Genomic DNA, 19,934 nt, shown 5'->3' on the forward strand with positions numbered 1-19,934 from the left:
TCTCCATGGCAACACGTTCACAGGCGGCACTCGCCGCTGCAGCCGCTGGTCTGACCTGGGCCCTGGCCGGTTGTTCCGCCGGCCCTGCCAAGGTGCCCATGGTTGATGCGGCCCCTGTGCAGGTGTATGCCGCTGGCAGCCTGCGCGAGGCGTTCATCGAGATCGCGCGCGACCACGAGGCCCGCACGGGCCAGAAGGTAGCGCTGACCTTCGGCGCCTCGGGCCTGCTGCGCGAGCGCATCGAAAAGGGCGAGCCTGCACAGGTCTTTGCCTCCGCCGATACGGACCACCCGCAGCGCCTGGCCGCCCGGGGTGGCTGGCAGGCGCCCGTGGTGTTCACGCGCAATGCGCTGTGTGCGCTGACCAGCGAGCAGATCAGTGCCACCCCAGACACCCTGCTGGCCACGTTGCTGCGCAGCGATGTGCGCGTGGGCACGTCCACGCCCAAGGCCGACCCGTCGGGCGACTACGCCTGGGCGCTGTTCCGCCAGGCCGACAAGGTTCAGCCCGGTGCCTACGCCCAGCTGGACGCCAAGGCCCTGAAGCTCACGGGCGGTGCGGATTCGCCCAAGCCGCCTGCGGGCCGGGGCACCTACGCCTGGGTGATGGACCAGCGCCAGGCCGATGTGTTTCTGACCTACTGTACCAACGCCGTGGCCGCCCAGGCCGAGGTACCGCGCTTGCGCGTGGTGCAACTGCCTGCCGCATTGCAGGTGGGCGCTGCCTATGGGCTGACCGTGCGTGCCGACGCGCCTGCTGCGGCGGAGGCGTTTGCCAGTGCGCTGCGCCAACCGGCCGCCCAGGTGGTGTTGCGACGGTTGGGGTTTGGGCAGCCCTGAACACGGACTGCCATCTGGCTGTGAGTGTGTGCACACGCCGCGTCTGTCTGCCTGGTGGGGCGGCGCGGCGTGTGTCGTTTAGACCTGCTGCGCTCAGTCGTCATCACGGTGATGGCTGCTGCGCCAGATGGCGCGCACCAGCCACAGGCCACACACCACCGCGCCGAAGAACCCCAGGAAGCCAAACGCGGGCAGACCGAACAGCGTAGGCCCGCCCTTCACGGTCATCACGATGGACGAGCCGATGATCAGCGCCGCTATCACCAGCGCCATCGCCAACCGGTTGGCTGACCGGTCGATCTGGTCGCCCACACGCTTAAGGTGCGCCAGCTCGATGCCCACCTGCAGGTGCCCGCGCCGCGCGTTGCGCAGCAGCCGCCCGATGTCGTCCGGCAACTGCTCCACCGTGGCCAACGCGCGCCGCAAGGTGCTCCAGGCGCGCCCGGCCAGCACCTTGGGCTCGTAGCGCGCGCGCACCACCTGCTTGAGCAGCGGCAGGGCTTCGGTCGCCATGTGAAAGTCTGGGTCGAGGTTGCGGCCCATGCCTTCAAGCGAAATGAAGGCCTTGATCAGCAGCGCGAGGTCGGATGGCAGGCCTAGGTGGTGTTCACGCAGGATGGCCGTCACATCCGCCAGCATCTGCCCCAGGCTCAGCTGCGCCAAGGGCACGCCGTGGTACTGGTCCACAAAGGCCTCGATCTCGGTCTCCAGCTGGCCCAGGTTCAACCCCTGCGCGTCGCCCGTCCAGTCCAGCAGCACGTCGGCAACGGCCTGGGGCTGGTGCTCGACCAGGCCCAACAGCAGCTGCAGCAGCTCGTCGCGCCGGCGCTGCGACAGGCGGCCCACCATGCCAAAGTCAATGAAGGCAATGCGGTTGCCGGGCAGGTAAAACACATTGCCCGGGTGCGGGTCGGCGTGGAAGACGCCGTCTTTGACGATCATCTGCAGCACCGCCTGCGCGCCGCGCTGCGCCAGCACCGTGCGGTCAAAGCCTGCCTCAGGCGTCAGCGCGGCCAGGGCGCCGCCGGGCGTGCCGTCGATGAAGTCCTGCACGTTGATGCGCTCGCGGGTGTAGGCCCAGTGCACGCGCGGGATCACGATGTGGGGCAGCACGGCCATGTTGGTGGCAATGCGCTCGGCCTGGCGGCATTCGCCCGCCAGATCCAGCTCGCGGCGCAGCGAGCGGGCGAACTCGCGCACCAGTTGCTGGGGCCGGTAGGGCTTGAGCGCAGGCAGCTCGGCCTCGGCCAGCGCGGCCAGGCGCTGCAGCAGGCGCAGGTCGGCCTGGATGGTGTCGGCAATGCCGGGGCGGCGGATCTTGACGATGACCTCGCTGCCGTCCTGCAGCCGGGCGCGGTGCACTTGCGCAATCGATGCGGCGGCCAGCGGCGTGGTGTCGAACCAGGCAAACACGGCTTCGGGCTCGGCGCCCAGGTCTTCGCGCAGTTGCGGGCGCAAGGCGTCGATGGGCAGAGCGGGCACGTTGCTGTGCAGCTTCTCGAACTCGGCAATCCATTCCGGGCCGAACAGGTCAGCCCGGCCCGCGAGGATCTGGCCAAACTTGACGAACGCGGGGCCCAATTCTTCAAGCGCCAGGCGCACCTGCACGGGCGGCTCCACACGGGCCAGATCGGCGGCGTGGGTCCAGTTCAGTGCCTGGCCCGCACGCTCCAGGCGGTCGGTCAGGCCCAGGCGGCGCACGGTGTCGCCAAACCCGTGGCGCACCATCACGCCCAGGATTTCCTTCAGGCGCCCCAGGTCGCGGGCGGTGTCCAGGGTCTCGATCAGCATGGGGCGATCATAGGTTCAGAAGGTCAGGGCGGGTTTGTTCACCATCAGGTAGAACACCACGGCCATGGCCACAAAGGCCGGGTAGCCCAGCGCCTCCCACCAGCGGGCGTAGCGCCAGTACAGGGGCGGCAGCACGCCATCACCGTGCGCGGTCTGCGCTGCCTCTGCAGTCTCTGTCGCCATATCGCGCATGCGCAGCTGCAGCCACACCACAGGCAGCCAGCAGGCACCGGCCACCAGGTACAGCGCCATCGACACCGCGAGCCACGGCGTGCTCCAGGGCAGGCCCGCCATGGCTGCCATGGCCAGCCCCGTGGCCGGCTGGATGAACACCGTGGGCGTGGTGAACCACCAGTCCGCCCGCACCACCAGGCGTGTGACCACTGCCTGCGCCTGCACATTGCCGCTGCGGTTGGTAAAGAACATGTAGAACGCCGAGCCCAGCCCGGTGCCCACCAGCAGCACGCTGGAGATGATGTGCAGCCATTTGAGGGTGAGGTACAGGCTCATGGCTTTTGCGGAGAAGTGGCCTAGTCTTGCAGCAGCACCCACAGGATGGCGGCAATCGGCAGGTTTTTGGTCAGCGGCCCGAAGGGGTGCAGCCACCAAGCGGGTTGTATGGCTGTGGCCAGCAGTGTCATGGCCAGCATCATCAGCAGAGCAGCGCCATACGCCTTGCGGCCGGGGCGGAGTGCCAGCCACAGCCCCAGCACCGCATCGGCAGCCGCACCGGCCAGGATGATGGCAGTGGGCAGCCACGGGGCATGGCCCCCGGCCCACGCGGTGGGCAGCCCTGCCAGCAACTCGCGGCTTTGGCCGTGCAGCTCCCACACGCTGACCACGGCCGTGGCCAGCCAGACGACCACGAGGCTGGCGCGCAACAACTGGGCCGACCCGCGGTTCATGGGCGTGCCTTCTGCGCTGCGGATTTCGCGACGCCCTGCGCTTGTTGCCAATCTGCAATATCGGCAGCACGGACCGCCAGGAACTGCGCCAGGCGCTGGAACCGCTGGCGCGTCTTGCGGACAAAGACCCAGTCCACCAAAGGTTCCATGACCGCCCGTAAGGATGCCGGGCCGACTTGAAAGGTGTAGGTGTAGATCAGCAGGGACTGGTGGGGGCCCTGCTCCTGGTGGCGCATGGAGGCGGCCCACTGGGTGAAGGGAAACGACCGGCCAACCATGGCCGCAGCCGCGACCACAGGGCGGTCATAGCTGACGAACTGCGTGCGCATGGACAGCGCCCGCAATGCACCGGCGCCCAGGTTCTCGGTGGTGGCGCCCACACTGGGGCAGGGCGCACTGCTTTCCACGCTGGTGCGACGCACCAGCGAATCCCACTGGCACCGCCACTCGTGGTAGTGGAAGGCATCGAACACAACATCGGCCCGCGCTGGCATGGGGAAGGTCAATTTCCGGTGGGCCATGGGCTCATTCCTCCACCACATCGGTCACCATGCCCCACTTCGCAAACTCGGGGGCAAAGGCCTCCAGGGGCAGCAGGCTGGTGCTGGTGTGCGCCCCGGTGGGCAGCGGCCGACCGGCTGCGAGCTGGCGGGCCAGCAGGATGGCGGCCATGCAGGGGATCTCGGGGCCATGGTCGTTATCGGCCGCAATGTGCCAGGCGCGGCGCCGGGGCTGGCCTTGTGCATCGGCGCCCGCCACACGCACCACCATGCCGCCCAGCGGCGTGCCCAGAAAGTCCAGCGCGCCGCCCGCGTGGTGCATCAGCCAGGCCAGCTTTTCGGGGTGGGGCAGCACGCCCCAACGGCGCAGCGCGGCCAGGGTGGCGAAGGCTCTCTGCGCCAGCCCGACCTCCAGGGCCGCGCGGAAGGTGACGCGGTCGCGGGCCTGGTAGTGGGCGGGAAAGATCTCGAGGTCCGGGATGTCGCAGACCGCCCCCAGGCGAGGGTGCAGCCGCTGGAACTGAACGGGTCTGGGCCGCGCCCAGCCGCTGTGCGGCCGCCACCGGCCACCGTCCCACACGTCGATGGGCAGGCCGCAGTAGCTCAGCACCGCCGCCAGCGTGGCCTGGCCCCGGGGCGCCCGTTGCGCAGGGGCAATGCAGATGTCGATGCTGTCGATGTGCTGCCAGCCCGCGCACAGGTGGTCGATAACTGCCGAGGACAGCGCTGGCACCGTGCTGGCGCCAGCAACGGCCGTGCGCCCGGCGGCAGTGAATGCAGCCTGCATGGCGGTGGGAAAGTCGCACACAAACCGGCGGCCGTCGGCCAGGTCGATGTAGTGCGCGCCAGCCTCGGCCGCCGCCTGGGCCACGTTGTAGGCCTGTGCCTGAAAAGGGCCTGCCGTATGGATGACCAGACCCACACCCCACTCGCGCAAGGTGGCAGCCAGGCCGGGCGCCTGGTGGTCCAGCGCCACGCCCTGGGCACCGTGGCCCAACGTCGTGGCCAGGGCCTTCGCTTGCGAGGCATCCCGGCCCGCCACCAGCAGGGCGATGTGGTGGCGTGTGGCCTCGTCGCTCACCAGGGCGCGGCAGATGCGCGCCCCAAAGTTGCCGTAGCCGCCCAGGACCAGGGTTTTGAATGCAGCCATGGCGGTCATGCGCCCGAGGCCCAGTGCATGCTGGGCTGCGTGGGCACAAAGGAGGTATCGCTGCCCCTGCCACTGCCCGGCGTGTGCAGCAGGGCCTGAAGGGCGGCACGCTGCGACTGCAGTTGCGTGCGGTGCCAGGTGGGTACGTCAGGCGCTGCAATGGGGCGGCTGAACAGGTAGCCCTGGATGTGGTGCAGTCCGGCGGCGGCCAGGGCCCGCAGCTCCTCCGGCGTCTCTACCCCCTCGACCACCACCGACAGGCCCAGGTCACGGGCCAGGGCGCTGATGTGCCGCAGCAGCTTCTGGCGTCGGCGGTCTTGCGGCAGTTGGCGCACGAACAGGCGGTCGCACTTGATGCCCGCAATGGGGAGCTCCGCCAGCATGCCCAGCGACGAATAACCGGCGCCAAAGTCGTCCATTAGTACGGCCACGCCCAGGGCGCTCAGCGCGCTGATGGCCGCCACCATCTGGGGGCCCAGCGCAATCACGGCATGCTCGGTCATCTCGAGCTTGAGGGTGCGCGGGGGCAGGGCGCGCTGGGCCAGCTGCAGGCCCAGCCACGGCGCAAAGCTCTCGTGCATCAGCGTGACCGGTGCCACATTGACGCTGATGGTCACGGCATCCAGCCCCTGCGCCCGCCAGTCGCACAGATGGTCGAGCGCGTTGCACACAATCATGCGGTCCACCTCCGCCGTCTTGCCCTGCAACTCGCACACCAGCAAGAAGGTTTCGGGGTTGATGCGGCCCAGGGTGGTGTCGGTCAGGCGCAGCAGCGCCTCCAGCTGCACCCCGCTGCGCTGGGTATGGATGATGGGCTGGAAATGCAGGGCCAGGTTCTCGGGGTGCAGCAGGCGGTCCAGGTGGTCGGCAATCAGCGACTGCTGAATGTCGCTGTGGGCGTTGTGGGCCAGCGCCGAGGTGCGCATCATCGACAACCCGCGCCGCAGCAGCTGCTGGCGTCCTGCGTCCGAGCGCAGGTTGCTCAGATGCTCCATGGCCACCGCCGTCGCAAACACCAGCATGACGAAGAGCAGTGCCGCGCCATCGGACGCAGCCTCGGGGTCGCTCAGGCGCATGGCAAAAGTGTTGACCAACAGCCAGTGCAGCACCAGGATCGCACCGCCACACAGCAACTTGTCAGTCCAGGTCTGAGAGCGGTAGCGGGGTGTGAGCACGCTGAGCTTGGCGGCGCGATGGCGGATCGCGCAGTAGCAAGAAATACCGATGGCGATGCCCAGCGACAGCAGGGTGGCCAGCATGTTCAGTTGCCCAAAACTCTGCACATGGCTGCTCGTGATGGTGAAGTGCCCCGCCAGCGTGCCCAGCGCCAGCCAAGCGCTGGCCAGTGCGATGCGGCGTTTGCTGGCGCTGGTACTGAGGGCCGGAATGGTGAGCCGCGCACTCACCACCATGATGACCAGCCCGCTGAGCGCGGGCACCAGCTCCAGCACACGGTGCGACAGCTCGTTGTACATGAACAGGCCCACCACATCCAGCGCCCACACGATGGAGCCAATGCACAGGGCTGCGTGCGATGCGCTGATGCGGCGGCTGGACGGGTCCACCGAATACGCGGTGTGCTCCACCAGCTGCTGGCACACGTGCACGACCAGTGCCGCAAACACCCAGAACAGCAGGCTTTGCAGCAGTGGCGGAAACCCCACCACAAACACCTGCATGGCGCCCTGCCAGATTGAAACCATATCGTCCACGTGCTCCCGCCCTTTTTTGTACGCGGGTCATCATACGACTGTGGGGTGGGGCCAAAGCGTAACGGCCTGTGGCGGGAATGCTTTCCGGGGTGGTTGACCGCCATCTCGGGCGGGCGTGGATTTTGGGCACATCTTTTCGATGTTGTTTTCAATAATTCAATAATCGTTGTATTATAGATTCATGCAAGAAACCGATGTTGTCCGAGCCCTCGCCGCCTTGGCCCAGGAAGTCCGCCTGAGGGTCTTCCGTGCGCTGGTGGTGGCGGGCCCTGCAGGGTTGACCCCCGGCGATCTGGCCGCTCAGCTGGAGGTGGCGCCCAACACCTTGTCTTTTCACCTCAAGGAGCTGTCACATGCCGGGCTCATCAGCCAGGAGCGACAGGGCCGCAACCTGATCTACCGCGCCGCGTTCGACACCATGAATGCGCTGCTGGCCTACCTTACCGAGAACTGCTGCGAAGGCCAGGGCTGCGCGCCTGCCGACGCGGCCGCGTCCTGCCATTGCTAACCGTTGCTGACCGTCTCTGTCCACCCCCCCGAGGAGAACCCCATGAAACGCTTCCACGCCCATGTGCATGTCGATGACCTGGCCCAGAGCATCGCGTTCTATTCCAAGCTGTTTGCTGCGGCGCCCACGCGGGTGGAGGCTGACTACGCCAAGTGGATGCTGGAGGACCCGCGCGTCAACTTCGCCATCTCCACGCGGGGCGCCACGCCAGGCCTGGACCACTTTGGCATGCAGACCGACGACGCTGCGGAGCTGGCCGAACTCAAGGCGCGTGCCGAGGCCGCCGACATGGCCTTGCTCGACGAGGGCAACACCACCTGCTGCTACGCCCGCAGCGAAAAGCACTGGGTGACCGACCCGCAGGGCATTGCGTGGGAGCACTTTCACACCCTGGGGGACATCCCTGTTTTCAACGAGGCGGCTCTGTCCTCGGCAGCGGGTGCCTGCTGCACGCCTTCGGCGGCAGCCCCTGCGCCTGCGGCGCCTCGGGCGGCGTGCTGCGGCCCGGCCACGGCCACAAACTCCAAAACCAGCTGCTGCTGAGAGCGCCGCATGACCGCCTTGAACGTTCTCTTCCTCTGCACCCACAACTCGGCCCGCAGCATCCTGGCTGAGGCCTTGCTCAACGACATGGCACCGGGCCGGTTCCACGCGTATTCGGCGGGCAGCAGTCCGCGCGACAACCAGCAACCCCACCCTCTGGGCCTGGAGGTGCTGCGCGCCGCCGGTATCTCGACCGAAGGCCTGCGCAGCAAAAGCTGGGACGAGTTTGCCGTCCCGGGCGCGCCGGTGATGGATCTCATCATCACCGTCTGCGACAACGCGGCGGGCGAGGTCTGCCCCATCTGGCCCGGCCACCCGGCCACTGCGCACTGGGGCTACGCCGACCCGTCTGAGGGGAATGGCTCGGACGATGAAAAGCGCGAGGCTTTCCGCAAGACCTTGCATGCCATCCACCAGCGGCTGGAGCTGCTCATCAACCTGCCCGCCGACAAGCTCGAAAAGACCCTGTTGCAGCACACCGCGCGCGAGCTGTCGCGTGCCGCTGCCACGCCATGACGGCGCGGTGCGAACCGGCCGGCGCGCCCGCCCCGGCCCCCATGAGCGTGTTCGAGCGCTACCTCACGGTGTGGGTGTTGCTGTGCATCGTGGTGGGCATTGCGCTGGGACAGTTCTTGCCGTCGATGTTCCAGGCCGTGGGCCGCATGGAGATCGCCAAGGTCAACCTGCCCGTGGGCCTGCTGATCTGGGTGATGGTCATCCCCATGCTGGTGAAGGTGGACTTCAGCGCATTGGGCGAAGTGCGCAAGCACGCCCGGGGCATCGGTGTGACGCTGGTGGTGAACTGGCTGGTCAAGCCGTTTTCGATGGCGCTGCTGGGCTGGCTGTTCATCCGCCACTGGTTTGCGCCCTACCTGCCTGCCGACCAGCTGGACAGCTACATCGCAGGCCTCATCCTGCTGGCGGCCGCGCCCTGCACGGCCATGGTGTTCGTTTGGAGCCGACTCACTGGCGGCGACCCGCTGTTCACGCTGTCGCAGGTGGCACTGAACGACAGCATCATGGTGGTCGCGTTTGCGCCGCTGGTGGCGTTCTTGCTGGGCATCTCGGCCATCACCGTGCCGTGGGACACTTTGCTGACCTCGGTGGTGCTCTACATCGTGATCCCGGTGGTGCTGGCCCAGTGGCTACGCCGGTCGCTGCTGGCCCAGGGGCAGGCGGTGTTCGATGCCGTCATGGCGCGCATGGGGCCCTGGTCCATTGCGGCGCTGCTGGCCACGCTGGTGCTGCTGTTTGCGTTCCAGGGCCAGGCCATCCTGCAGCAGCCGCTGGTGATTGCGCTGCTGGCGGTGCCCATCCTGATCCAGGTGTTCTTCAACGCGGGGCTGGCCTACTGGCTCAATCGCGCGGTGGGGGAGAAGCACAGCGTGGCCTGCCCATCGGCACTGATCGGCGCCTCCAACTTCTTCGAGCTGGCGGTGGCAGCTGCCATCAGCCTGTTCGGCTTTCATTCGGGCGCCGCGCTGGCCACCGTGGTGGGCGTGCTGATCGAGGTGCCGGTGATGCTGCTGGTGGTGCACATCGTCAACCGCAGCAAGGGCTGGTACGAGCGGGCGTGAGTGGCGCGGCGCACCACGCCCGTGTGCTCAGCCCCTGGTCGTGAGCAACGCCACCGCCTTGCGGGCCAGCGGCGCTGCCAGCATTACCGCCGGAAAGGCGAACAGCCACCCGGTCAGCCACGCGCCCGCCCAGAGGCTCACAAAGTCCTGCTGCGGCTGCAGTGCGCGAAAGGTGGAGATGCCCGACACCAGCAGCGACATCACGCCCGACAACATCAGGCTGAACAGCACCGGGCCATAGCGGGCGGGGATCATGCCGCCACCTCTTCGCCAGGCTGGCGTGCAGCCACACCGCCCACATCGCCCAGGCGCTGCAGTGTCTCGGCAAAGTGCTGGCCGAACATGCGGGCGGTCTTGGTGTCGCCGGGCACAAACGCATCGGCGGCCGCCCCATGGCCTGCCTGCGCCATCAGGCCCGACCAGGAGCCGAGGCGGTTGGCCGCCTCGTCGTACGGCACCCCGGCGTGCTGCTCGGGCAGGATGGGGTTGCCCACCCACACCATGCCGTGTTGCATGGCAAACACCCACATCGACATCAGCGTGGACTGCTTGTCGCCCGCGGGCAGTGACGACACGGTAAAGCCCGCCGCCAGCTTGTTCTTGAGCTGATGCGTCTTCCACAGGCGGCCCGTGGAATCCATGAAGGTCTTGAACGGCCCGGAGACCCCGCCCAGGTAGGTGGGCGAGCCCAGGATGACGCCGTCGTAGCGCAGCAGGCGGTCGGGCGCCTGCGCCAGGTCTTCGGCGCGGACCAGTTCGGCGAGCACGCCCGGCACGGCGCGGGCGCCGTCCAGCACGTGGTGGGCGATGTGCGCGGTGTGGCCGTGGGCGCTGTGATAAACGATGGCAATGTGTTGCATGGTGTGGTTTCCTTGGGAGTGATTTCGGGGAAGAAGGCGCGGGACAGGTCAGCGTGAAATCAATGCGATGACCAGCGCGGAGAGATACAGGCCCAGGCCAAACACGGTGTGGTTGGCAAGGCTGCGCAGGCAGTTCTTGAGCGGGGTGGGCGTGCGCGATGCCGCAAAGCCCGAGCCCATGGCGGGCTGCATCACCAGCAGCGGTGCCACCACGGTGCCCATGCCCACGGCCAGCGCGGGCAGCAGGGTGGGGCTGTGGACCCAGGCGGCGCCCTGCAGGGACAGCAGCACCCCGGCAAAGGCAACGCCCACGGCGTAGTGCGTGAGCTAGCCCCAGGCCAGCTCGCCGCGCACCGGAGCCGCCTTGGCGATGGCGGCGTGGGCGACCTGCCCGCGCAGCAGGTGGCCCACCCAGCGGCCGATGAAAGCGAAGTTGAGCGTGGGCACGCCCAGCCTTTTGAGCAGCAACAGCCACGCATCCATGACGGCGGTGGCACCGATGCCCAGGAGCACGGCGAGGGGAATGTCTTGCAGTGAGAGCGTCATGAAAACACCTCGAAAAGTTGACGGAAGAAGGTTTTGAACGGAATATAGAAGTTCAAGTCAACTTGAGGTCAAGAGGTTTTTTCATGGACATTGCCGAAGTCGCCAAGCGCTCCGGTCTGCGGGCGTCCACGCTGCGGTATTACGAGGAGAAGGGGCTGATCCAGTCGGTAGGGCAACCCGGCGAGCGCCGCCGGTTTGTGCCCGGCGTGATGGACCAGCTGGCGCTGATTGCGCTGGGGCAATCGGCCGGGTTCTCGCTGGATGACATTCGGTCGATGTTTTTGCCCGGTGGCGAGCCCAACATTGACCGGCAGCTGCTATCGGCCAAGGCCGACGAGCTCGACACCATGATCAAGCGCCTCAAGGCCATGAGCAACGGCCTGCGGCACGCGGCCGCCTGCCCGGCCGAGAGCCATGCCCAGTGCCCGTCCTTCCAGCGGCTGCTGAAAGCCGCCGCCGACGGAGCGCTGGAGCGTCAGCAGCGGCGCAGCGCGCAGCCCGTGGTGGGCCTGCGCCGGCCGCGTGTCTGAGCGGCCCGAGGCGCCTCGGTTGATGGGGTGATTGATTTGCTACTTATTTGATAGCTGCTCAGGCATATTGCACTAGCGCTATCGGCTTAAAAGGCTTGAAGTGACGTTGCCGGACGCTTGCACGGCGGTGTAGGCCGCGTCGCGGGCCCGTCACCCGCCTTTGGGGGCGCCCAGCTTGCGGTACACCGTGGCGCGGCTGATGCCCAGCGCGCGCGCGGCCTCGGCCACGTTGCCGCGCGCCTCCTGCACCGCGCGGCGGATCATTGCCACCTCGGCCTCGCGCAGCGGGGCGGGCGCGGATGCAATGCCTGGCACGGCCGCCGCCTGGGTGTCGCCCACGGTGCGGGCGTGCGCAGGCAGCTGCGACAGTGCGTGCAGCCGCAGGCCCGACCACAGCGGCAGATCCAGCGGCTCTCTGCGCTGTTGCCGGGCCGCGTCGAACAGCATGGTCCAGGGCATGGCCAGCAGGTCGCTGCAGTGGGTGCGGGCGCCGGGCAGGCCAGGGGCGCGCAGGGGTTGGGGCACGAGCTGACGGGCCATGCTGTTGGCCCCCACCACGCAGCCGTCGGCGTCCAGCGTCAGCAGGCCGTCGCCTTCGCCGCCCAGCGGGCAGCCCGGCCAGTTCAGGCGCAGCAGCAGGGCGTGGGGCAGCTGCAGCAGCAGTGCGTCTTCCATGGCGCGGGCCGACCGGGCCACCAGGTGGCGCAGCTCGGGCCGTTCGGGCACATCCACACCCGTCAGGTCCAGCATGCCCATGCAGCGGCCCTGGGGGTCGAACAGCGGGGCTCCGGCGCAGCTGTAGCTGGCGTTGTCGTCAAAAAAATGCTCGCCCCGGTGCAGCCACACGGGCTGCAGCTCTTCCAGCGCGGCGCCAATGGCGGTGGTGCCCACGGCGGCTTCCGACAGGTCTATGCCCACGCGGCCAATGGCGCTGGCGCGCGGGTCGCTCCGGTCGCAATGGCCCTGCACATCGACCACGATGCCGCGTGCGTCGGTGAGCATGGCGAAGTAGCGCATGCCCGCAATGGCCCGGGTCAGCTGCTCCAGCACCGGCCGGGCCGCGCGCAGCAGGTGGTGGTTCTGCTCCTGGCTGTGGCGCAGCGCCGTGGCGCTGACGGCGTCAAACGCCACGCGCCGCGTGGGCTCCAGGCCCCGCGCCAGGCAGCGTTGCCAGGAGCGTGCAATCCACGGCTCCACCTCGGCGCGCACGGGCGCTGCACCGTCGGACAGCAGGCTCTGGCGCGCCTGCGCAATCAGCGCGTGGCGGTCAGCAGCGGGGTGGGGCGCGGAGATCAGCATGTGAATGGGCTCCAGAACGTTCGCATGATGCGGTAGTCCACTGAATCCGGGAAATCGGGGGTGCGTGAGGGTCTGGCAAGGCCGCAATCTAGGCGCCGGGCGCAGCCGTGTTGTACACCCGGCGAGCACGGCAACAACGAGTGCGGCCTTGCCAGACCCTCACCCTGCGGGCCAGGGCTGCGGCGGGCACCCGGCGGCGTTGCCTGACTTGCCAAGGCAGCCAGCCTTGGCTGCGCCAGGCGCCTTGCCGTGCATCCCGCCGCAGCCCTGGCGCACCCCCGATTTCCCGGATTCAGTGGACTAGTGTGCATTGCAGCATGTTTCATTTTGAGAATATCCGGCGAGACGTCCCGGAAATCTAGGGTTGTCCCTAGGGATGCACGTTGGGGCGCGGCAGAAGATGCGCGAGCGATGAGCGTGATCCTGATCCCCTCCCCGAGGTCGTGAGCGCGCTCCTATCCAGCCAGAACCACTCCAGGAGACAGCCAGATGCAAGTCCAGTTCACGGTCAACGGGCGCGCTGCCAGTGTTGACGTCCCTCCCAATACCCTGCTTGTCCATGCGCTGCGAGAGCACCTGATGCTCACCGGCACCCATGTGGGTTGCGACACCAGCCAGTGCGGGGCGTGTACGGTGCATGTGAACGGCCGGGCCGTCAAATCCTGCGCCATGCTGGCGGTGCAGGCGCAGGGGGCCGAGGTGACCACCATCGAAGGCATGGCGTCGGCAGACGGCACCATGCACCCCATGCAGGCGGCGTTCAAGGAGTGCCACGGCCTGCAGTGCGGCTTCTGCACACCCGGCATGGTGATGAGTGCGGTGGACCTGTGCAAGAACCACCCCAACGCCAGCGAAAGCGAGATCCGCGAGCTGCTCGAAGGCAACATCTGCCGCTGCACCGGCTACCAGAACATCGTGCGTGCAGTGCAGGTCGGCCAGAAGGCCATGGCCGGCGCCTGAGCGCGCCCGCCGTCCCCACGCAGAACAATCCAAGGAGACAAGACCATGGGTGCATCCGACTTTTCCAAGCTGCCGCACATCGGCGAATCGCTCAAGCGCAAGGAAGACTACCGCTTCCTGACTGGCGCGGGCCAGTACACCGACGACGTGGTGCTGGCTGCGCAGAGCCATGCGGTGTTCGTGCGTTCACCGCACGCCCACGCCAAGATCAACAGCATCCACATCGACGCCGCCAAGGCCGCGCCGGGTGTGCTGGGCGTGTTCACCGGCGCCGATGTGGCCGCCGACAACATCAACGGCCTGCCCTGCGGCTGGCTCATCACCAGCACCAACGGCGAACCCATGAAGGAGCCGCCGCACCCCATCCTGGCCCAGGGCAAGGTGCGCTACGTGGGCGACCACGTGGCCATGGTGGTGGCGTTGACCCAGCAGCAGGCGCGCGACGCGGCCGAGCTGGTGGAGGTGGATTACGACGTGCTGCCTGCCGTGGTGAACGTGGCCGACGCCGCATCGGGCGCTGTGGCAGGTGCTGCGCTGCACGACATTGCGCCCGACAACCATTGCTTCAAGTGGGCCATCGGCGACAAGGGCGCCGTGGACGCCGCATTTGCCAACGCTGCGCACGTCACCAAGCTCGACCTGATCAACAACCGCCTGATCCCCAACGCCATGGAGCCGCGTGCGGCCATCGGCAGCTATAACCGCGCGAGCGACGAATACACGCTGTACGTCAGCAACCAGAACCCGCACGTCGAGCGCCTGCTGATGACGGCGTTTGTGATGGGCCTGCCCGAGCACAAGGTGCGCGTGATTGCGCCCGATGTGGGCGGTGGCTTCGGCTCCAAGATCTATCTGTACGCCGAAGATGTGTGCCTGACCTGGGCGGCCAAGAAGCTCAACCGCAACATTAAGTGGGTGGCCGACCGCAGCGAGGCGTTCCTCTCCGACGCGCATGGCCGCGACCACGTGAGCCATGCCGAAATGGCGATGGACAAGGACGGCAAGTTCTTGGCCATGCGGGTGCACACCCACGCCAACCTGGGCGCGTATCTGAGCACCTTTGCCAGCGCCGTGCCGACCATCCTGTACGCCACGCTGCTGGCGGGCCAGTACACCACGCCGCAGGTGTATGTGGAGGTGGATTCGTGGTTCACCAACACCGCGCCTGTGGACGCTTACCGGGGCGCGGGCCGGCCCGAGGCCACCTACCTGCTGGAGCGCCTGGTCACGCGTTGCGGATGGGAGATGGGCCTGGGCCAGGACGAGATCCGCAAGCGCAACTTCATCACCAGCTGGCCCTACCAGACACCCGTGGCGCTGCAGTACGACGTGGGTGACTACCACGCGTGCATGACGCAGGCGCAGCAACTGGCAGACGTAGCGGGCTTTGCCGCGCGCAAGGCCGCCAGCGAGGCCAAGGGTCTCAAGCGCGGCATTGGCTACAGCAGCTACATCGAAGCCTGCGGCATTGCGCCGTCCAACATCGCAGGTGCTTTGGGCGCACGCGCAGGCCTTTTTGAATGCGGCGAGGTCCGCGTGCACCCCACCGGCAGCGTGACGGTGTTCACCGGCTCGCACAGCCACGGCCAGGGGCATGAGACCACCTTTGCGCAGGTAGTGGCCGCGCGCCTGGGCATCCCGGTGGAGAACGTGGACATCGTGCACGGCGACACGGGCCGCGTGCCGTTCGGCATGGGCACGTATGGTTCGCGCTCGATCAGCGTGGGCGGGGCGGCCATCATGAAGGCACTGGACAAGATCGAGGCCAAGGCCAAGAAGATTGCCGCGCACCTGATGGAAGCGAGCGATGCCGACATCGACTTTGCCAACGGCGAATTCACCGTGCGGGGCACCGACAAGAAGATTCCGTTCGGCCAGGTATCGCTGGCGGCCTACGTGCCGCACAACTACCCGTTGGATGTGCTGGAGCCGGGCCTGAACGAAACCGCGTTCTACGACCCCACCAACTTCACCTTCCCGGCAGGCACCTACATCTGCGAGGTGGAGGTGGACCCGGCCACCGGCAGCACGCGCGTGGACAAGTTCACGGCGGTGGACGACTTCGGCACCATCATCAACCCCATGATCGTGGAAGGCCAGGTGCATGGCGGCCTGGTGCAGGGCATTGGCCAGGCGCTGCTGGAGAACTGCGTGTACGACCGCGAAACCGGCCAGTTGCTCACCGGCAGCTTCATGGACTACGCCATGCCACGCGCTGACGACTTCCCCGAGTTCAAGCTGGGCCATGTGTGTACACCCTGCACCCACAACCCGCTGGGCACCAAGGGCTGCGGCGAGGCCGGGGCGATCGGCTCGCCACCGGCGGTGATCAATGCTGTGCTGGACGCGCTGCGGCCCCTGGGCGTGAAGGACTTCGACATGCCCGCGTCGCCGCATCGCGTGTGGGAAGCCATTCAGTCCGCCAAGGCATAAGGAGATCAACCATGTACGCATTCACCTTTGAGGCTCCTTCCTCCACCGCTGCGGCCGCGCAGCTCATCGCCCAGGGCGGCAAGCTGCTTGCGGGTGGGCAAAGCCTGCTGCCGTCCATGCGGCTGCGCTTGGCCAACCCCGAAAAAATCGTGGACCTGAACGGCATTGCCGAGCTGGCGGGTATCCGCCGCGAAGGCAACGCGCTGGTCATCGGCGCCATGACACGCCATGCCGACGTGGCGGCCAGTGCGGATGTGAAATCCACCATTCCTGGCCTCGCCGACCTGGCCGCTCACATCGGCGACCGCCAGGTGCGCGCACGCGGCACGCTGGGGGGCTCGGTGGCCAACAACGACCCTGCCGCCTGCTACCCCAGCGCGGTGCTGGGCCTGGGCGCCACGGTCATCACCAACCGCCGCGAGATCCAAGCCGACGACTTCTTCGTGGGCATGTACACCACGGCGCTGGAGGAGGGCGAGATCATCACCGCCATCCGCTTCCCCATCCCCAAGCGCGATGCGTACATGAAGTTCAAGCAGGCGGCATCGCGCTTCTCGCTGGTGGGGGTGTTTGTGGCGCAGACCGACAGCGGCGTACGCGTGGCCGTCACCGGTGCGGCCAGCAGCGTGTTCCGCCATGCGGGGCTGGAGGCGGCGCTCAACCAGAGCTTCACGCCGCAGTCGGCTGCCAGCGTGAAGATCGACGCGAGCGACCTGAACGCCGACATCCACGCCAGCGCTGCCTACCGCGCCAACCTCATCAGTGTGCAAACCCAGCGCGCTGTGCAGCAGATGCTGGGATGACATGAGGGCAACCCCGCCACTGCGGTGCGGCACCCGGTGGTGGGTTTTTGAGTGAAATTGGCTGCTAGCGCTAGAACCATATGCGCTGGCAGCTATGAATTGGATAGCAATGAACTCGTTGAACGCCGCGCCGGTTCCGGCTTCCATCGACGCCCTGGTGCAGGCCCTGCAGAGCGTGGGCTATTTTGCCGACCGTCGTCTGGCCACGGCGGTGTTTCTGGCGCTCAAGCTGCAGCGGCCTTTGCTGCTGGAGGGTGAGCCCGGCGTGGGCAAGACGGCGCTGGCCAAGGCCCTCTCGGAAGTGCTCTCGCGCAGCCTGATCCGTCTGCAGTGCTACGACGGCCTGGAGCAGCGCGAGGCGCTGTACGAGTGGAATTACGCCGCCCAGCTGCTGCACATGCGTGCGGCCGAGGGGCAGGACGGTGCCAACATGGCGCAGGTGGAGCGCGAGGTGTACCAAGACCGCTACCTCATCCGCCGCCCGTTGCTGCAGGCGCTGCAGGCGTCAGCACCGGGCGCCGTGCTGCTGATCGACGAGGTGGACCGCGCCGACGAACCGTTCGAGGCCTTTTTGCTCGAGTACCTGGGCGAGTACCAGGTGAGCATTCCCGAGATTGGTACCGTGCGCGCCACGGCCACGCCCGTCACCATCCTCACCAGTAACCGCACACGCGACCTGCACGACGCCGTCAAGCGCCGCTGCCTGTACCACTGGCTGGACTACCCCGAGCGCGAGCGTGAGCTGGCCATCGTGCGCGCCCAGGTGCCGGGTGCGAGCGAGGCGCTGGCCGTGCAGGTTGCAGAGTTTGTGGGCCGGCTGCGCAGCCAGCCATTTGCCAACGCCTTCGAGCGCGCACCGGGCATTGCCGAGAGCGTGGAATGGGCCAAGGCGCTGGTCGCGCTGGACACCCTCGTGGTGGACCCCGAGGTGGTGTCCGACACGGCAGGCATCCTGTTCAAGCAGCGCGAGGATGTCGCGGCGCTCACCCGCGACATGGCGGTGCAGTTGCTGCAACCCGCTGATGCCGATGCATGAGAGCCGTCCGATGGCCGAGGGCGCGATGTTCTCTCAACTCGGCGACGCCCGCACCGGCAAGCTGGCCGACAACCTGAGCGGATTTGGCCGCACGCTGCGCCGCGCTGGCGTGCGGGTGGACGCTGCCCGCATGGCGCTGGCCCAGCAGGCGGTGATGCTGGTGGGCCTGCAGCGCGAGGACTTCAGCGCCGCACTGGAGGCCGTGCTGGTCAGCCGCGAGCAAGACCGCCTGGTGTTCCGCGAGCTGTTTGACGCCTACTTTCGCAATCCCAACGTCGCACAGAAGCTGCTGGCACAGATGCTGCCCAGCGCCGAGTCCAAGGCCGAGCCCGTCAAACGCCGCCCGCGTGTGAGCGAGGCACTGGCGCCCGTGCGCGCTGCACGCAATGCGCCGCCTGCACGCGAAGAAGACAAGATCGAGTTCGACGCCGCCATGACGGCCAGCGACCTGCAGCGCCTGCGGCAGGCTGACTTCAACCAGCTCTCGGCCAGCGAATACATCCTGGTGGAGCGCCTGGCGCGTGACGTGCCCTTGCCCTTGCCGCACTACGTCGCCCGCCGCACCCGGCCGGGCGCACGCGGCAGCCGCCCGCACTGGCCCGGCGCCATGCACCATGCGGCGCGCAGTGGGGGCGAGGTGCTGCATATCCCCTTGCTGCAGCGGCGCCAGCAACCGCTGCCACTGCTGGTGCTGGTGGATGTGTCGGGATCGATGGAGCGCTACGCGCGTTTGCTGCTGGCCTTTTTGCACGCGGCCACCGCACCGCGCCACACCGGCGCCGCCGTGCGCCGTGACGTGTTTGCGTTTGGCACCGGCTTGACCGACCTCACGCCCGCCTTCCGCCTGGCCGATACGGATGCGATGCTGGAGACAGCCAGCCAGGCCATCACCGACTTTGCGGGCGGCACCCGCATGGGCGACAGCCTAGGCCAGCTGCGCCTGCAGCACGCGCGGCGCCTGGTGGGGCGGCGCACGCTGGTGCTGCTGATCAGCGACGGACTGGACACGGGCACGCCCGAGGTGCTGGAGCACGAGCTGGCCTGGCTGCGCCGCCACTGTGGCCGCCTGCTGTGGCTCAACCCCCTGCTGCGCTACGAGGGGTATGCCCCCACGGCGCGGGGTGCGTCGGCCCTGCACCGCCAAGCCCACGGCATGGTGGCCGTGCACAACCTGAGCCACCTGAAGGACCTGGCCGCCAGCCTGGCGAGCGTGCTATGGCAATGACGGCGCCGCATCGAGCCCAGCCATGCAGCGGACCGATTGAATTCCCACAACATCCACACCAATTGAAGACCGAGAGGACCCACCATGGAAATGCAAGCCAGCCGAACCCTTGCCGTCAGCCAGCAACAGGCCTGGGAGGCACTCAACGACCCCGAGGTGCTCAAGCTGTGCATTCCCGGCTGCGACAAGGTCGAGCCCACGGGAGAGAACCAGTATTCGGTGGCCATGGCGCTCAAGATCGGGCCCGTGTCCGCCAAGTTCGCGGGCAAGATCACGCTGTCTGACATCGTGCCGCCCGAGAGCTACAACATCGCCTTCGATGGCTCCGGCGGCGTGGCGGGCTTTGGCAAGGGCAACGCCCAAGTCAAGCTGGTGCCCTTGCCCGCCGATGCGGCCGGGCTGGCCAGCTGCGAGCTGCACTACACCGTGCACGCTTCGGTGGGCGGCAAGATCGCGCAGCTGGGCCAGCGCCTCATCGACGGCGCCGCCAAAAGCATGGCCGAGGACTTCTTCAAGCGGTTTGACGACGAGATGCAGCGCCGCTTTCCGCGCGCTGAAGCTGCCCCAGCAGATGCAGCGGCCAGTGCCGATGCCATCACCGAGCCAGGCACCGTGGAAGAGGGCAGCGCCACCCAGGGCGGCGGTATCCCTGCGTGGGTGTGGGGTGTTGGCGTGGCGGCCCTCGTATTGCTGGCCTGGTGGTTCAATCGGGGCTGA

The 19,934-nt window shown here is 67.6% G+C and carries 21 protein-coding genes and 1 pseudogene; 12 read left to right on the forward strand and 10 right to left on the reverse strand.

Going from position 1 to position 19,934, the window contains the following annotated elements; translation table 11 throughout:
- Positions 1-5 precede the first annotated feature (5 nt).
- Positions 6-839, forward strand: coding sequence for a molybdate ABC transporter substrate-binding protein (locus C8C99_RS02935; protein WP_056639464.1), 834 nt, complete (start codon positions 6-8; stop codon positions 837-839).
- Positions 840-932: 93 nt separating this feature from the next.
- Here C8C99_RS02935 and C8C99_RS02940 read toward each other — a convergent pair whose 3' ends face one another.
- Genes C8C99_RS02940 through C8C99_RS02965 form a run of 6 tightly spaced genes read right to left on the reverse strand, consistent with a single transcriptional unit; the run spans position 933 to position 6,888 of the window.
- The gene (locus C8C99_RS02940) at positions 933-2,630 is read right to left on the reverse strand and encodes an AarF/ABC1/UbiB kinase family protein (RefSeq protein WP_056639461.1); all 1,698 of its coding nucleotides are present in this window, start codon (positions 2,628-2,630) and stop codon (positions 933-935) included.
- A 15-nt stretch (positions 2,631-2,645) separates the two neighbouring features.
- Positions 2,646-3,140, reverse strand: a complete 495-nt coding sequence (locus C8C99_RS02945) for a DUF2269 domain-containing protein (protein ID WP_056639459.1) — start codon at positions 3,138-3,140, stop codon at positions 2,646-2,648.
- A 20-nt stretch (positions 3,141-3,160) separates the two neighbouring features.
- A complete protein-coding gene (locus C8C99_RS02950; RefSeq protein ID WP_056639456.1) occupies positions 3,161-3,535 on the reverse strand; it encodes a DoxX-like family protein in 375 nt (124 codons plus the stop codon).
- Positions 3,532-4,056, reverse strand: coding sequence for an SRPBCC family protein (locus tag C8C99_RS02955; RefSeq protein WP_108624907.1), 525 nt, complete (start codon positions 4,054-4,056; stop codon positions 3,532-3,534). Before C8C99_RS02955 ends, C8C99_RS02950 begins: the two co-directional genes overlap by 4 nt.
- Positions 4,057-4,060: 4 nt before the next feature.
- A complete protein-coding gene (locus C8C99_RS02960) occupies positions 4,061-5,185 on the reverse strand; it encodes a saccharopine dehydrogenase family protein (RefSeq protein WP_082576770.1) in 1,125 nt (374 codons plus the stop codon).
- 5 nt (positions 5,186-5,190) lie between these two features.
- Entirely contained in the window at positions 5,191-6,888 is a 1,698-nt protein-coding gene (locus C8C99_RS02965; protein ID WP_056639450.1) for an EAL domain-containing protein, read from the reverse strand.
- A 190-nt stretch (positions 6,889-7,078) separates the two neighbouring features.
- Between C8C99_RS02965 and C8C99_RS02970 the strand changes: the two genes are divergently transcribed.
- Genes C8C99_RS02970 through arsB form a run of 4 tightly spaced genes read left to right on the forward strand, consistent with a single transcriptional unit; the run spans position 7,079 to position 9,525 of the window.
- On the forward strand, positions 7,079-7,405 hold the full coding sequence (locus C8C99_RS02970) for a helix-turn-helix transcriptional regulator (RefSeq protein WP_015015249.1): 327 nt from the start codon (positions 7,079-7,081) through the stop codon (positions 7,403-7,405).
- Positions 7,406-7,447: 42 nt separating this feature from the next.
- The gene (locus C8C99_RS02975; protein WP_056639448.1) at positions 7,448-7,948 is read left to right on the forward strand and encodes an ArsI/CadI family heavy metal resistance metalloenzyme; all 501 of its coding nucleotides are present in this window, start codon (positions 7,448-7,450) and stop codon (positions 7,946-7,948) included.
- 9 nt (positions 7,949-7,957) lie between these two features.
- A complete protein-coding gene (locus C8C99_RS02980) occupies positions 7,958-8,464 on the forward strand; it encodes an arsenate reductase ArsC (protein WP_056639446.1) in 507 nt (168 codons plus the stop codon).
- Positions 8,461-9,525 (forward strand): ACR3 family arsenite efflux transporter, encoded by a 1,065-nt coding sequence (gene arsB, locus C8C99_RS02985; RefSeq protein ID WP_056639444.1) that lies wholly within the window; start codon positions 8,461-8,463, stop codon positions 9,523-9,525. The genes C8C99_RS02980 and arsB overlap by 4 nt, the downstream gene beginning before the upstream one ends.
- A 27-nt stretch (positions 9,526-9,552) precedes the next feature.
- On the opposite strand, the gene C8C99_RS02990 is transcribed toward arsB, so the two are convergent.
- The 3 genes and pseudogenes from C8C99_RS02990 to C8C99_RS03000 all read right to left on the reverse strand — a co-directional run bounded on the left by C8C99_RS02990 (position 9,553) and on the right by C8C99_RS03000 (position 10,931).
- A complete protein-coding gene (locus tag C8C99_RS02990) occupies positions 9,553-9,780 on the reverse strand; it encodes a DUF2798 domain-containing protein (protein WP_056639442.1) in 228 nt (75 codons plus the stop codon).
- A complete protein-coding gene (locus C8C99_RS02995; protein WP_108624908.1) occupies positions 9,777-10,385 on the reverse strand; it encodes a flavodoxin family protein in 609 nt (202 codons plus the stop codon). Before C8C99_RS02995 ends, C8C99_RS02990 begins: the two co-directional genes overlap by 4 nt.
- Positions 10,386-10,433: 48 nt before the next feature.
- A pseudogene (locus tag C8C99_RS03000) lies at positions 10,434-10,931 on the reverse strand (DUF2938 domain-containing protein).
- An 83-nt stretch (positions 10,932-11,014) separates the two neighbouring features.
- Between C8C99_RS03000 and C8C99_RS03005 the strand changes: the two are divergent.
- Positions 11,015-11,461, forward strand: a complete 447-nt coding sequence (locus tag C8C99_RS03005; RefSeq protein ID WP_108624909.1) for a helix-turn-helix domain-containing protein — start codon at positions 11,015-11,017, stop codon at positions 11,459-11,461.
- Between the two features lie 150 nt (positions 11,462-11,611).
- On the opposite strand, the gene C8C99_RS03010 is transcribed toward C8C99_RS03005, so the two are convergent.
- A complete protein-coding gene (locus C8C99_RS03010) occupies positions 11,612-12,760 on the reverse strand; it encodes a helix-turn-helix domain-containing protein (RefSeq protein ID WP_108624910.1) in 1,149 nt (382 codons plus the stop codon).
- 489 nt (positions 12,761-13,249) lie between these two features.
- On the opposite strand from C8C99_RS03010, the gene C8C99_RS03015 reads away from it, so the two are divergent.
- From C8C99_RS03015 to C8C99_RS03040, 6 genes are all read left to right on the forward strand, one after another.
- Positions 13,250-13,720, forward strand: coding sequence for a (2Fe-2S)-binding protein (locus tag C8C99_RS03015; protein ID WP_108624911.1), 471 nt, complete (start codon positions 13,250-13,252; stop codon positions 13,718-13,720).
- Positions 13,721-13,765: 45 nt separating this feature from the next.
- Positions 13,766-16,153, forward strand: coding sequence for a xanthine dehydrogenase family protein molybdopterin-binding subunit (locus tag C8C99_RS03020; protein ID WP_108624912.1), 2,388 nt, complete (start codon positions 13,766-13,768; stop codon positions 16,151-16,153).
- Positions 16,154-16,164: 11 nt separating this feature from the next.
- On the forward strand, positions 16,165-16,956 hold the full coding sequence (locus C8C99_RS03025; RefSeq protein ID WP_108624913.1) for a xanthine dehydrogenase family protein subunit M: 792 nt from the start codon (positions 16,165-16,167) through the stop codon (positions 16,954-16,956).
- A 109-nt stretch (positions 16,957-17,065) separates the two neighbouring features.
- Positions 17,066-17,992: a MoxR family ATPase gene (locus C8C99_RS03030; protein WP_108624914.1), complete on the forward strand. Its 927-nt coding sequence runs from the start codon at positions 17,066-17,068 to the stop codon at positions 17,990-17,992.
- A gap of 10 nt (positions 17,993-18,002) precedes the next feature.
- Complete coding sequence (locus C8C99_RS03035; protein ID WP_108624915.1) at positions 18,003-19,217, forward strand: VWA domain-containing protein; 1,215 nt, start codon at positions 18,003-18,005, stop codon at positions 19,215-19,217.
- An 84-nt stretch (positions 19,218-19,301) separates the two neighbouring features.
- Positions 19,302-19,934, forward strand: coding sequence for a CoxG family protein (locus C8C99_RS03040; RefSeq protein ID WP_108624916.1), 633 nt, complete (start codon positions 19,302-19,304; stop codon positions 19,932-19,934).

This window comes from Acidovorax sp. 107 (assembly GCF_003058055.1).
Lineage (GTDB): Bacteria > Pseudomonadota > Gammaproteobacteria > Burkholderiales > Burkholderiaceae_C > Acidovorax.